At 72.8% G+C, this 13,452-nt stretch carries 12 protein-coding genes; all 12 read right to left on the bottom strand.

Annotation, left to right across the window (positions count from 1 at the left end; translation table 11 throughout):
* Positions 1–30: 30 nt before the first annotated feature.
* The 12 genes from GTW67_RS12585 to mvk all read right to left on the bottom strand — a co-directional run bounded on the left by GTW67_RS12585 (position 31) and on the right by mvk (position 13,444).
* Positions 31–1,170, bottom strand: coding sequence for a hypothetical protein (locus tag GTW67_RS12585; RefSeq protein ID WP_161164895.1), 1,140 nt, complete (start codon positions 1,168–1,170; stop codon positions 31–33).
* Positions 1,167–2,603 (bottom strand): FAD-dependent oxidoreductase, encoded by a 1,437-nt coding sequence (locus tag GTW67_RS37625; protein ID WP_237518808.1) that lies wholly within the window; start codon positions 2,601–2,603, stop codon positions 1,167–1,169. The genes GTW67_RS12585 and GTW67_RS37625 overlap by 4 nt, the downstream gene beginning before the upstream one ends.
* Positions 2,600–3,466, bottom strand: coding sequence for a class I SAM-dependent methyltransferase (locus tag GTW67_RS12595; RefSeq protein WP_161164896.1), 867 nt, complete (start codon positions 3,464–3,466; stop codon positions 2,600–2,602). Before GTW67_RS12595 ends, GTW67_RS37625 begins: the two co-directional genes overlap by 4 nt.
* Positions 3,463–5,163, bottom strand: a complete 1,701-nt coding sequence (locus GTW67_RS12600) for a GH3 family acyl-acid amido synthetase (RefSeq protein ID WP_161164897.1) — start codon at positions 5,161–5,163, stop codon at positions 3,463–3,465. The genes GTW67_RS12595 and GTW67_RS12600 overlap by 4 nt, the downstream gene beginning before the upstream one ends.
* A complete protein-coding gene (locus GTW67_RS12605) occupies positions 5,160–5,789 on the bottom strand; it encodes a hypothetical protein (protein ID WP_161164898.1) in 630 nt (209 codons plus the stop codon). Before GTW67_RS12605 ends, GTW67_RS12600 begins: the two co-directional genes overlap by 4 nt.
* Positions 5,790–5,847: 58 nt before the next feature.
* Positions 5,848–6,828, bottom strand: coding sequence for a 3-oxoacyl-ACP synthase III family protein (locus GTW67_RS12610; protein ID WP_161164899.1), 981 nt, complete (start codon positions 6,826–6,828; stop codon positions 5,848–5,850).
* A gap of 106 nt (positions 6,829–6,934) precedes the next feature.
* A complete protein-coding gene (locus tag GTW67_RS12615; protein ID WP_161164900.1) occupies positions 6,935–8,110 on the bottom strand; it encodes a hydroxymethylglutaryl-CoA synthase in 1,176 nt (391 codons plus the stop codon).
* A 2-nt stretch (positions 8,111–8,112) separates the two neighbouring features.
* A complete protein-coding gene (locus tag GTW67_RS12620; RefSeq protein ID WP_237518809.1) occupies positions 8,113–9,141 on the bottom strand; it encodes a hydroxymethylglutaryl-coenzyme A reductase family protein in 1,029 nt (342 codons plus the stop codon).
* A gap of 32 nt (positions 9,142–9,173) precedes the next feature.
* Entirely contained in the window at positions 9,174–10,262 is a 1,089-nt protein-coding gene (gene fni, locus GTW67_RS12625) for a type 2 isopentenyl-diphosphate Delta-isomerase (protein ID WP_161164902.1), read from the bottom strand.
* The gene (locus tag GTW67_RS12630) at positions 10,259–11,371 is read right to left on the bottom strand and encodes a phosphomevalonate kinase (RefSeq protein ID WP_161164903.1); all 1,113 of its coding nucleotides are present in this window, start codon (positions 11,369–11,371) and stop codon (positions 10,259–10,261) included. The genes fni and GTW67_RS12630 overlap by 4 nt, the downstream gene beginning before the upstream one ends.
* On the bottom strand, positions 11,368–12,420 hold the full coding sequence (gene mvaD, locus GTW67_RS12635; RefSeq protein ID WP_161164904.1) for a diphosphomevalonate decarboxylase: 1,053 nt from the start codon (positions 12,418–12,420) through the stop codon (positions 11,368–11,370). The genes GTW67_RS12630 and mvaD overlap by 4 nt, the downstream gene beginning before the upstream one ends.
* Positions 12,413–13,444, bottom strand: a complete 1,032-nt coding sequence (mvk, locus tag GTW67_RS12640; RefSeq protein ID WP_161164905.1) for a mevalonate kinase — start codon at positions 13,442–13,444, stop codon at positions 12,413–12,415. Before mvk ends, mvaD begins: the two co-directional genes overlap by 8 nt.
* Between the last annotated feature and the right edge of the window lie 8 nt (positions 13,445–13,452).

A 13,452-nucleotide genomic window follows, 5' to 3' on the forward strand; every position in this document is an offset into this window, starting at 1 on the left:
TGACGGTGAGCAGCAGCTCGGGGGAGAGGGTCATAGGTACACCGTGGAGAGGAGGTCGCGGTCGATGGTGCGGCGGGCCCGGGCCAGCAGGGACGAGGTGAGCCGGTAGGGATCGACATGGGTGTGGTCGCGCCGGTGCCGGCGCAGGTCGTCCACGAGCGCCGGAGTGCCGGGCCCGCGCTCGGTCGTCCGGCCCAGCAGCTGCCGCGCCCGGTCCAGGCTCCTGTGCAGCAGCTCGGTGCGGAAGGACTGCGCCTGTCCGGGACCGAGGACGGCGACGAAGTACAGCCGTACGCCGAGACGGCGCACGTCCGCGTCGGCCTCCGTGCCGACGGCCCGGAGCAGGGCGCCCGCCGTGTGGGCGTGCCAGCCGCCGTGCCGCGCCGATCTGATCGTGCCGTCGATGGGCACGCGACCGATCGGGACGCGGTGCACCAGCGGCCCCAGCTGGGTCAGCACGCGGTGCAGCAGCCGGTAGTCCGCGTCGAGCTCGGTGTCGTACAGGAGGACGACCTCGTCGTGCGCGGGTGCCAGCGGAAGCAGTTCCCGCAGGGCGCAGGCAAGGTAGTTGGGGCGGCCGTCCGCCGTCACGATCTGGCGCAGGGGCAGGCCGTGCCGAGTGGCGTCGAGGTACACGGGACCGCCGCTGGAGCGCTGGTCGAGCCCCAGGCCGAGGGCGACGAGCCGTTCGATCATCTCCTCCGTGCCGAGCCCGGGCGGTTGATGGGCCGTCAGGCCGGGATCGTGCATGCCGAGCCGGGCGTAGTGCCCGCGCCACAGGCCGAGGACGCGTTCACTGGCCGGGTGCACCCAGCCCTCGTTCTCCACCTGGTGCGCGTAGGGCCGCAAGGCGGCGGCCGGTGGGGGTGCGCAGGCCCGGAACCGGACGTACAACTCGCCGATCTCCTCCTCGGAAAGCGCGGCGTAGGGCAGGTCCGGCTCCGTGCGGTCGAGGAACTCCCAGAATCCCAGCGTCTGTTCGGTGAGGTGGTAGGTCGTGGGGCTGTAGCGGAAGGTCACGTCCGCGAGCGGCGCGGTGGCCCGGAACATGACGTCCGTCCACAACAGACCTTTGAGGTGACTGGGCGTGAGCGGTTTGGCCGGGGTCACCGTGACGGGGGCGAGCAGCACCTTGCGACGCCCCGTCCGGGGAGGGGCCGCTGCGGTCATGCGCACACCTCGTTTCTGACGGCGGCGACCAGTTCCTCCCTCGTCGGCGGGCGCGGCCCGTCCGCGGCCGGCGCGGGGGCCGTCCGTACCCGCCGGCGGAACGCCTCGTCGTCGAAGACGTCCTCGGCGGTCTCCAGGCCCATCAGCACGCGGGTGAGGCCGCGCCACACGGTTCCGTCGGCGGCTGCCGCCCGGGCGACCTCGGACAGTGCCGCGCGGCCGGACTCCGATGCCGCCGGCGGCGGGCATCCCGTGACCCTCGCCCGCCACAGGGCGGTGCGTGCCGCGTTCTCGCGGACGGCCTGCTCGTACCACGGCCGGTAGACGCCGTCGGCGATGCGTGCGGCACGTTCACCCTGCTCCTCGGCCGCCGGCCCGTCCGCCAGGAACTCGGCGAGCAGGAACGCGTGCCGCAGGGCCAGAGACATGCCCCGCCCGAAGAGCGGGTCGGTGACACACGCGGCGTCCCCGACCGGGTACAGGCCCGCGATCGGTCCGGCGCCGGCGTCGGGTGCGCGGTGCAGCGTGTTGGGCGGCAGGGTGAGGGGCCGTACCGCGCTGACCGGCTCCCCCACCGCGGGATCGGCCCAGGCGGCGAGGTGCGGCGAAAGACGGGCGACCGCGGTGAAGGCGGCCGGATGCCGCAGGCCCGTCGTCGCCGGATCCGCGGTGGGCACGCCGACGGTCAGGGCGTACATGTCGTTGTCGGCGAGGTGGGCGACCGCCGCGTAGTGGTCCCAGATACCGCCCGCCGCGTTGCCGCGGTTGAGCGGTCCGGGCAGCGTGCCGGGGGTCCTGAGCCGGTAGAAGCGGGTGAAGGCGCGCACCCGGGTGGGGGCGGTCCGCGGGGCTCGCGGGGGCAGTCCGGCGGCGGTGAGCCAGGACCGCGACGCCGACCGGCGTCCGGTGGCGTCCACGACGGCATGCGTGGGGATGTCCTCACCGTCGCCGGTCACCAGGCCCGTCACCCGCGTCCCGGAGGGCGTCGTGCGCAGGCCCGTGACCTTGACGCCATGGCTGATCGTGACGTCCGGCAGCGACCGCAGCGCCTGGCGCAGGACGAGTTCGAAGACCGGGCGGCGCACGGCGAGGGCCACGAGTTCCTCGTCGCCACGGCGGCGGATCCCGTCGTCGGCCCCGGCCGGCAGCGCCCGCATGAGGTCGAGCAGGTGTGCGCCGGCCTCCAGAGCGGCGTCGAGCACCTGCGGAACGTGGGCCCGCAGCACCCGTACGCCGAGCGAGGTCAGAACGTGGGAGTGGCCGTTCTGCGCGACGGTGGGTCGCCTCCACAGCTCGGCCGCCTTCTCCGGCGGCCCTTCCGGCGGTACGGGCGCCTGCTCCAGCACCCGGACGGGCAGGCCCCGTGACGCCAGGGCGAGGCCGGTGGCGAGCCCCGCCACGCTGCCGCCCACCACGACGACGGGCCCGGTCACCGGCGCCGGCCGTGCACGAAGAACACCCGCCGCACGTCCTTGACGGCGCGGTCGGGGACCGGGTCCGGCCAGCGTCCGAAGCCGGCCCCGGGCTCACCGGGCTGGACCGCGGCCACGTCGAAGCCGTACCGCTCGAAGAGCGCCTCGGGCTCGTCGCTGCCGAAGAGCCAGGGGCAGCCCCAGCCGCGGAAGACGTCCAGGAGGGGACGCATGTGCGGGAGGGTGAGGGCCGCGCGGTTGACGAGGTCGGCGGCGATGCGGCTGCCCGGAGCGCAGAACGCGGCGACCCGCTCCAGCATGCGCTCGGTGTCCTTCTCGGGGATGTAGTACAGCAGCCCTTCGAGCAGCCAGGTGGACGGCGTGCCCGGGTCGTACCCGGAGGCGCGGAGCCGGTCCTCCCAGTCGTCCGCGGTCAGGTCGACGGCGACGGTGACGTGGTCGACGCGCGGGTCGACCCCGCGCAGGCGCTCCTCCTTGAACGTGAGCACCGGCTGCCGGTCGACCTCGAAGTACCGCAGGTGCCGCGGCCAGGGCAGCCGGTAGGCGCGGGAGTCCATGCCGGCCGGGGCCACGACGAGCTGGGTCATCGCCCGGTCCTGCACGGCCTCCTGGAGGAGGTCGTCGAAGAACCTGGTGCGGATCGCGTTGTAGTCGGGGGTACTGGGCACGCTCCGCGGCCGGTCGGGCGGGAAGGTCGCGGCACGGACCTCTTCCAGGAGCCGGGGACCGGCGTCCCCCACCAGCGTGGCCGCGTACGGATCCGTGTAGAGCCGGTCCTCCCGCCGGCTCTCGGCGGCGCGCAGGGCGGCGGTCAGCAGAGCCGTCTTCTCCACGGGGTCGACGGGATCCTGGACGTGCGTCATGTGCCTTCTCCTCGTAACGCGTCGGACGCGGCGATCAGTCGCCGCCACTGGCTCTCGTCCTGCCGGAACAGCCGGTCCTTGACCTGGGTGGGCCGGACGCCGTCCGCCACGCGGGCGTGCCACTCGCGCTGGAAGGCGTCGACGTGCAGCAGCCGCAGCGTCGCGGTACCGAGCCGCCGCTCCCGCAGAGCCCTGGCGTATCCCGGGGACTCGGCGGCGAGCGCCGCGTCGAGCAGCCCGGCGAACCGCACGGTCTCGGACTCCAGCCACGGAGCCTGAGGTGCCACCGCGAACACATACCGGGGCGCCTCGCCCGCCGCTTCCTCCACCCGGCACGCCACGTTGCGCAGCGCGAGACCCGTGCTCGCCAGTGCTTCTCCCAACGCCCGCACCACCTGGGCCTCGCGCAGCCGCTCCCCGGCCGCGTCCGACCGGGTGGCACGGCCCGCGTACAGGACCCGCGGCACCCCCCGGACACGGTCCACCACGCGGACCACGTCCCCGACGGCGTACCGGTAGAGACCTCCGACGTGGCTGAAGAGCACGTGGTAGTCCCGGTGCGGTTCGAGTTCCTCCGCGACGAGCGTCTCGACGCCGGGGCCGAGGTCCTCGTCGGCGTCCACGAACTCGTACACGGCGGCGGAGGGGACGAGGCTGCCCGCGGCGGGGTGCCGGTCGAGCGGCACCGCCACCGGCCCCTCCGACGCCGCCACCGGCGCGGGCAGGACGCCGACCCCGGCCCCGAACCGCTCACGCAGGCCGGGCATGTACAGGGAGGCCACGCCTGTCGACCAGCCGAACAACGCCCGCACCCGCGGCCAGACGTGAGCCGGGCTCGGCCCTCCGAAGTGGCCGGCGAGGAACTCCAGCCGGGCGGCGCGCTCCGGATCGGGGTCCGCGTACGGCACTCCGCCCAGGGTCCCGTCGCGGATCTCCTTGACGATGCGCTGCCACCACAGCTCCAGCTGATAGGGCACGGCCGCGATCATCGCCGGGTTGATCCCGATGAGGCCCCGCACGTCGCTCTGCACCGCCAGTCGCAACCGCAGGTACATCTTCTCCAGGTGGTCGTCGGGCGCGACGTCCACGGGAAGGGTGGCCCAGGGGGCGGCGGTGCCCAGTTCGGCCGAGAGAGGTTCACCGAAGGCCGCGCCGAAGTCGACCTGGCTGGCCCCCACATGGGGGCGCCCGCTGGACGTGACGGGGGGAACGGCGAGCGGATCGTGCTTGAGGTTCAGCACCGCGTCCGGGCGCTCCATGAGCTCCGGGAAACTCTCGATCAACGGCGCCCAGGCCGCGTAGTAGAAGGGGAAGAAGACGGTCTTCATGAAGCGGCGGGTGACCGGGATCTTCTTGTGGTCCCCGGTGCTTCCGCTGCTGGTGAAGTACACCACCGGCGCTTCCGGCGTCAGCAGGTTCGTCTCGCCCGCCGCCATGCGCTCGATCAGCGGGGCGTGCGCCGCGTAGTCCTGGACGGGCACGGCCGCCCGGTAGTCCTTCAGCGTGCGGATCGAGGCGAAGCCGTGGCGGCGTCCGAACTCGGTACCGCCGGTGAACTCCAGCAGATCGTCCAGCACATGCTGCTGCTGTCGCGCCAGGTCGTCGAGGCCCGAGCTCAGCCGCGCCCGCTCGGCGAACACCCGCTCCCGGTAACGGCCGGCGTGACCGGGTGTGCCCCAGCCCTGTGTCTCGCTCATGCCGCGAGGACCTCCCGCACGGCAGCGGCCGTCGCAGCCGTCCCGGAACGCTCCTCGACCACCGTGACGGGCAGTCGCCTCGTCTCCTCCAGCAGCAGCTTCCCGAGGTTCTTCTGATAGCTCTCGAAGCCGAACCACTCGGGGCGGTCGCCGAAGTGCTCCAAGGGGTTGAGCCGCGCTCCGCGTCCGCAGCGACGCCAGGCGGCCTCGGGCGGGACGTCCAGATAGATCACCCCGCGCGGCTGGGGAAAGGAACGCCACCAGGTGTACAGGGGGTGCTCTTCGAGCCCGGCGAGCCGGCACTTCGCGAGGATCTTGTAGTAGTACGAGTCCATCAGCACCGGCACGTCCGGCTCCTGCCGTTCGAGCTGATCCCTCAGGTGCACGACGGCGCTGCACAGCAGCGTCGCGAGGAAGTCGGCGGAGTAGGCGGGCCCCAGGCCCGGCAGTACGTCCCGGACGACGTTCCGGCGCAGCTGCGAGATCAGACGGTGCTCCCCGGCCACGAGGCCGTCGTCGGTCGACAGGGTCTGCCAGCCGGGCAGCGCCGCCGAGAGCTCCGCCATCACCGAGGACTTCCCGGCGTAGTCCGGCCCCAGCAGCACATAGAACGGACGGTCTGTCACGTGTTTCCCCTCGCCTTCGGAATCGCTTGCGTACCGGGGCCCGCCGGCTCGCGTACTCTCACCACTCGACCAGCGCGAATCCCGCCGACATGCCGCCGCCGAAGCCGGCCATGAGGATCAGGTCGCCGGGGGTGAAGGCGCCGGCGCGGGCGGCCGCGTCCAGGGTGATCGGGAGGGAGGCGGCTCCCGTGTTGGCGTAGTGCGTCAGGGTGCGGTGCATGGTCGCGCGAGGCAGTTCCAGGTCGGCGAACACGCTGTCCAGCATGGCGCCGTTGGCCTGGTGCGGCACGAAGTGGGCGACGTCGTCGGGTACGACACCGCAGTCGTGCAGGAACCCCTTGACCAGCTGCGGCAGATGGTCGCCGACGAAGTTCCGCACGCCTCGCCCGTCCATCGCGAAGAACTGGAGTCCCGCGTCGAGGACGGCCCGGTCCACGGGCAGGCGGCTGCCGCCGGCGGGCACCTCGATGAGCCCCGACAGTTCGCCGAACGAGTGCAGCGCGAGGTGCCGGACACGCGGTCCGTGGCCGGCCGACGCCCCCAGGACCATCGCCCCGGCGCCGTCCCCGAACAGGATCGCCGTCCTGCGGTCGGCCCGGTTCAGGATGCGGGAGTACAGGTCCGCGCCGATGACCAGCGCGTGGCCGCCGGTGCGGGCGAGCACACCCTCGGCCGCGGAGAGCGCGAACACCGGGCCGGAGCAGACCGCGTTGACGTCGAACGCGGCCGCGCCCCTCGCGCCGAGCCGCTCCTGCACGTAGGCGGCGGTGGGCGGTTGCGGCCGGTCGGGGGTGGACGTGGCGACCACGATCACGGACAGGTCGTCGGCGGTGAGGCCGGCCGACCGCAGCGCGGCACGCCCCGCGGCGGTGGCCAGGTCCGAGGTGGCCTGGTCGTCGGCGGCCCATCGCCGTTCCCGGATGCCGGTCTTGCCGGTGATCCACGCGTCGTCGACCCCGGCCGGCGCGGCGACCTCGTCGTTGGACACGATGCGCTCCGGCACATAGGCACCCGTACCGAGGATCCTCACATCGGTCATGCGGCTGCCCTCCCCTCAAGTGGTGTGGAGAACGGTGTGTGAAGAACTGGCGGGCGCGTGCGGGGCAGCCGAGGAGGCCGACCCGCACGCGGGGGCCGCAGGTGCTCTAGCGCGCCCGGTAGATGCGCTTGTGACCGCTGATGCCGGCCAGGCGGAAGGGCCCGGTGGTCTGCTCCGGGGTGGCGTGGTCTCCGCCGTCGGACGGGAAGGACCGCTCGTGCAGCTCGCGGTAGCGGGCGTGGTCGACCGGAGTGCGCCGCGCTATCGCCTCCAGGTTCGCCTCGGTCCGCAGGTGTGCGCGGTAGCCGGGGACGACGGTGCCCGCGAAGAACTCGGCGACGCTGCCGGAGCCGTAGCTGAGGAAGCCGACGGGCCGGTCGGCCAGGTCGTCCGCCTGGTCGAGCAGCGCGGCGAGAGCGAGGTACACCGAGGCCGTGTAGCTGTTGCCGATGGTGGAGTTGTAGGCCACGGTCTGCCCGATGGCGCGCTCGACGTCGGTCTTGTCGGTCGCGAGGCCCGCGTGGTCGAGGAGATGGCGGTGTGCCTTGTAGGCCATCTTCGTGAACGGCTGGTGGTAGCAGAACGCGGCGAACTCGTCGAGGGCGCGGCCGCCCTGCTCGCCGTAGTCCTTCCAGCTCCCCGCGACCGCCTGGAGATACGCCTCGACGGACTCCTGCCCGTCGACCAGGGCGGTGGTGCGGTAGTTCGGCCGCCAGAAGTCCATGACGTCGGCGGTGTACAGGCCCGAGGCGTTCTCGATGCGGACCAGCGCGGGGTCGGCACCGACCAGCATCGCCACCGCGGCGGCGCCCTGGGTCGCCTCGCCGGGGCTGTCCAGTTCGTACTTGGAGACGTCGCTGGCGATCACGAGGACCTGCTGGCCGGGGTCGCGCCGTACGAGTCCGATGGCGAACTGGAGAGCGGCCGTGGCTCCGTAGCAGGCCTGCTTCAGTTCGACGACGCGGCAGGCCGATTGCAGGCCGAGCAGCGAATGCACGTAGATGCCGGCGGACTTCGCCTGGTCGATCGAGGACTCCGTCGCGAAGACCACCGTGCGGATCCGTTCGGAGCCGTGCCGGGCGATGACCGGGGCCGCGGCGGCGGCCCCCAGCGTCACGATGTCCTCGTCCGCGGCGGGCACGCTCATCGACCGCTGGCCGATGCCGATGTGGTACTTGCCGATCTCCGTGCCGTTGTACTCGGCGAGTGCCGCGTGCGACAGGACGTACTCGGTCGTCGCGAAGGACAGATCGTGGATTCCGAAGGAAGAGTCGTGGGACATTCTCAGGCACCGACCTTTGCTGTCTTGTTGTCGCGCTCCAGTTCGACGTGCGCACGCATGAGTTCGCCCGGGTTGGTCTGCGCCGCGAGCAGCGAGAGTTCGCCGCACAGGACCGTCGCCGCCGCGATGACGGCGAGCCGGCGCGCGTTCTCGCCGGGGGCGCGGTCCGCTCGGCAGCCGAGGCGGGTCAGGTTCGTCTCCACGAACTCCAGGCCCTTGCCGTTGCCCACGGTGCCGACGATCAGGTTGGGCAGGTTGCAGGAGAAGTAGAGGTCGCCGTCGCGGTCCTCGGCCAGGGTGACGCCCTGGGAGCCCTCGACGATGTTTGCCGCGTCCTGGCCGGTGGCCAGGTAGAACCCGAGCAGCATGTTGGCGTAGTGGGCGTTGGCCGAGCGGATGCCGCCGGCCAGCAGGGTTCCGAGCAGGTTCTTGCGGATGTTCAGCTGGACGATCCGGGCGGCGGTGGTGTGCAGGACGCTTTCCACCACGTCGCGCGGGACGAGCAGTTCCGTGACCACGTTCTTGCCGCGGCCGAGGATGCCGTTGATCGCGGTCGCCTTCTTGTCCGTGCAGTAGTTCCCGGAGATCGATCCGTACGAGATCCCCGGAATGCTCCGCAGCAGGTGCGACAGAAGGGCGTCGGAGGCGAGCGTGGCCATGTTGTGGCCGGAGGCGTCGCCGGTGCTGAACTCGAACCGGATGAACAGCAGGTTGCCCGCGATCTCGTGCCGGACGGTGAGCAGTTCGGCGAACCGGCTGCACGTGCGGACCACGGCGCGCAGTTCCTCGATCTGCGCCTCGATGGTGCGGGCGGCCGTGTACGCGGTCTGGGCGTCGGTCGCCTCGACGAGCACCGAGCGGGTCATGCGCTCGTCGACGAGGGTGGCGGCGATGCCCTGCTCGGTGAGCATGGACACCTTCGCGCCGCGGCCCACGGAGGGCCACAGCGGCGTCTCGTAGGTGGCGAGGGGAACGTGGGTCTCGGTGTTCGCGACGTTCCCGGAGACGCGGAGGGGTCCGACCCATTTCATGGGGACCCTGGCAATGGCGTGTGTGTCGGTCATCATGCTCTTCCCGTCGCATCGTGGAGGGTGTCGGCCGATCGGGAACGCCGGGCGAGTCGTCCCGTGTCGATGCCCCGGTCGGCGCAGAAGGAACGGAGGGTGCCGTGGATCAGCAGGTCCTTGCCCGCGAGGTCGGCGGGGGTGCGCGCGCCGAGCATGGTCTGGAGGGCCGCGAGCTGGTCCAGCCAGTTCGTGAGCTGCGCGATCAGCGCCTCGACACCGCCGTCGAGCAGGGTCCGCAGGAACACCCCGGAGGCCCCGACGCCACTGGCGCCCAGGGCCAGGGCGCGGGCGGCGTCGAGGGGATGCCGGACGCCGCCGGAGGCGAGCACGGGGAGACCGGTGCCCTGCGCGTCCAGGAGGCAGGCGGCGGCGGACTGGCCCCAGTCGTGGAGGAAGGCGTAGTCGCCGAGTGGGCGCCGGCCGTTCTCGATGCGGGCGAAGTCGGTGCCGCCCCGGCCGCCGACGTCCGCCACGCGGACGCCCAGTTGCCGCAGCGTCAGGACGGTCTCCCGGCTGAGGCCGTTGCCGACCTCCTTGACGATCACGGGCACGTCGACAGCCGCCGTGATCTTCTCGATCTGCGAGATCCAGGACCCGAAGGACCGGTCGCCCTCCGGCATGGCCGTCTCCTGCGCCGTGTTGACGTGGATCTGGAGGGCGTCGGCCTCCAGCAGATCGAGGGCACGCCGGGTGTCGGCGACCGACGCCGTCGCGTTCACATTGGCCATGACGAACCCGTGGGGGTTCTCCTCGCGCAGGACGCGGAAGGTGTCGGCGCACGTCGGGTCCCTCAGGTAGGCGTGCACGGAGCCCGACGCGATGGCCACCCCGGTCTCGCGGGCGGCCGTCGCCAGACCCCGGTTGATGACGCCGGTCTTGGCGGTGCCGCCGGTCATCGCGTTGATGTAGAGCGGCACCTTCCAGGAGATCCCGGCGAAGGCCGTGGCCAGGGACACCTGCGGCCGGTCGATGCCGGCCAGGGCGTGGTGGACGAAGGACACCTCGTCGAACTGGTTGCCCCCGCCGCGGGTGTCCTGCTGCTCGATGGCGAGCCGGACGTGGTCGTCCTTGCGCTGAGCGCTCATTGCTCGATCCCTTCCGGGGCGGGCCGGACGGGTAGGGGCAGCACCCCGGCCGCGGCCCACCGCTGCCGTACCTGTGAGATGTCGTGCGGGGCCCCGGCGTCGAGCAGGGCGATGCCGCAGTCGCCGCCGCCCGCGCCCGACGGCTTGGCCGCGCCGCCGGCGGCTTCGGCGGCCCCGCACAGTGCCGTCAGCTCGGGTGTGAAGATGCCGAGCCCGACCTCGTCGTCGAGGCGGGCCAGCTCCCGCCGGGCACGGCGGATCTGACGCAGCAGGCCTTGGCCGTCACCGGCCTCCAGAGCCGTGACCGAGGCGCGTACGAAGTCGGTGGAGGTCTCCACGAACGCGCGGTGCGACGCGGTGCCGCGCCAGGTCCGGCGGTGCAGACCGGACACCAGCGAGGTGGTGGAGGCCGGCTTGCCGGTCCAGCCGACTTCGAGGGTGAGGCCGCGTGGCGCCGGAAGCCTTCGGACCGAGTGGCCCGGCCAGGGTGTGCGCAGCGCTTCCCCGATGCCGTGACGGCGGGTGAGGTCGAGCACGAAGGCCCGGTCGGGCGCCTGGTACGCGATCCAGCCGCCCCAGGTACTGGCGGCGAGGTCACCGCCGGAGCCCTTGGGGTCGATCCCGGCCGAGGAGATCACCGCCAGGCGGTAGCGGGCGTCGAGCGAGAGGTCCAGGCCGCACAGGGACTGGAGGGCGTCGATCACGGCCACGGTCACCGCACCGCTCGACCCCAGTCCGTACTTGCGGCCGTCGTCGTGCAGCCGGCTGCTGATCGCGATGTCCAGCCCGGGCAGGGGCAGTCCGCGTTCGGCCAGCAGCCGTCCCACGGTCTCGACCGCCGACACCACGTGTGCCAGCGCGCCGCGCGTTTCCCCGTTCTCCGTGCCGGGAGCGTGGAGACGGCCGTCGAGCCAGCGCCGGTGCACCGCCCGGGGGACGAGATCGGAGGAGATCACGACGCCGGCCGCGTCCGAGCGGGTCGCCGTGACGGTGATCTCCCGGTCCACGGCCACCAGGACGGCCGGCGTACCGGGATCCACCACCGCGTACTCGCCCGCGACGAACAGCTTGCCGGGCGCGCTGCGGACGACCGTCGGCCCGGAGGTCATCGGCCGCCCTCGTCCACCAGGCGGGCGCCCCGCCCCGGCCCGGCGATGTGCACGGTGCCGCCCGCGGCGGCCTCGCGCACGGCCTCGGCGACCCGGTCGGCGTCCGTACGGCGGCAGAGCACCTTGACGTTCGGTCCGGCGTCCATGGTCGCGTAGGCCGATACGCCCTCGCGCCGCAGCCGCAGCACGCTGTCGAGGACGGTGAGCGAGGCGGGCGCGAGGTAGCGCACCGCGGGGCGCGCGCTCAGCATGGTCGCGTGCATGCCGAGGAAGTTGCGCTCGGCGATCTCGCCCACCGCGTCGAGGTCGGCGCGCAGGAGCGCCTTCCTCATCTCGGTCAGGTCGTCCCGGCTCGACGCGGCCCAGGGCTCGAACAGGGGCGAGGTCTCGACGGTGCGGCGCATGGCCGCGCGGCTGGACACCTCCTTGGGACCGGCGTCCAACACCGCGACGACCAGGGCGGGGTCGAGATCGCCCGCCCGCACCGGCTCGGCGTAGGAGCTGAGGTCGGCCTCCGCGGGCGGCGACGTGGGGCTGCCGGCGTGCCAGACGGCGAAGCCGCCGAAGACCGACCGCGAGGCCGAGCCGGAGCCGCGGCGGGCCAGGCGGGAGAGACCGGTGTCGTCGAGGTCCAGTCCGTACGCGGTGGCGGCGGCGACGGCGAGCGCGGCGAACCCGCCGGCGGAGGACGCCAGGCCCGCCCCGGTGGGCACGGTGTTACGGGTGTCGACGACGGCCCGGTCCGTGAGCCCGGCCCGCCGGCGCACCAGGTCGAGGAAGGCGGCGATGCGCCGCCGTTCCTCGCCCGCCGCGGGTGCCCCGTTGAAGGTCACTTCGTCATCCGCGGCCTCGGCGTCGAGGTGGACGCGGGTGGTCGTGGGGAAGATGTCCAGGGTCATCGACAGGCTGCTGGTCCAGGGGAGGTGGAGGCGCTCGTCCCGCTTCCCCCAGTACTTGACGAGCGCGATGTTCGGGTGTGCGACGGCGGTGACCCCGTTCGCGCCCGGCTGCTCCCGCGGGCGGAGCGCGGTGATCTGTTGCTCAGGCATGAGTGACGAGCCTCCTCAGTGGGACGATCCACGTCTGCACGGCCCCCGCTTCGTGCAGCCGCCGGGTGACCTCTCGCGCCTGCTCGGGCTGGGTCAGTGCGAGGACGCAGCCGCCCAGTCCGCCGCCGGTGATCTTGGCGCCGAGGCCGCCCGCGGCGAGCGCCGCACTCACCATCGCCTCGATCCGGTCGGTGCTCAGCCCGGCCTCGCGGAGCAGTCCGTGGTACTCCGTCAGCAGGGAGCCGAGCTCCTCCGGCTTGCCGGCGGCGAGGGCGGCCACGGCGTCGTGCGTCAGTCCGGACGCCCGGCGCAGGAACGTCTCCTGCGTACCGGCGTGGAGCAGGAACCTCTCCCGCAGCGTGTCGACCGCTTCCTTGGTGCTGCCGACGGCACCGCTGTCCGCGATGACGAACAGCGCGTCGCAGCCGACACGCAGCGTGCGGGCCTCGCCCGCCTGGAACAGCAGCGGGGCGCTCGCGCCGACGGTGACGGCGTCGACGCCGCTGGCCTTGCCGTGCACCACGGTCTCGGCGGCCTGCACCAGATCGAACGTCGTCCGCTGCGAGACCTCGCGGCCGCAGAGGTCGGCCAGGGCGAGGACGACGGCACGGGCGCAGGCCGCGCTGGAGCCGAGTCCTCTGCCGAGCGGGATGGAACCGTCGATGATCACATCGAGGTGCCGGCCGTCGTCGATGCCCATGGACGCCCGGAAATCGGTGGTCAGCCGGCGCAGCCCCTCGGACGCCTGCGTTCCGACCTGCTTCCAGGCGGATCCGGTCATCGTGAAGGACGCACCGGCCGGTTCTCCACGGCGGGTGGAGAACCCGGCGCTGGCGGTGACCGACAGCTGCGGAACGGGCAGGGCGAGCGCCGGGGCTCCGTAGACGACCGCGTGCTCCCCCAGCAGGATCAGCTTGGCGTGGGCGCGGCCGGTGCCGACCGAGCGAGCGCGGCGGCCTTCCGCCGCCCTCGCCGCGGAGGCCGGCGGAGTCGGCGTACTCAGCTCCCCTTGTCGAGATTTCATTGAGATCG

Origin of the sequence: Streptomyces sp. SID5910 (genome assembly GCF_009862125.1) — a bacterium.
Classification (GTDB): domain Bacteria; phylum Actinomycetota; class Actinomycetes; order Streptomycetales; family Streptomycetaceae; genus Streptomyces.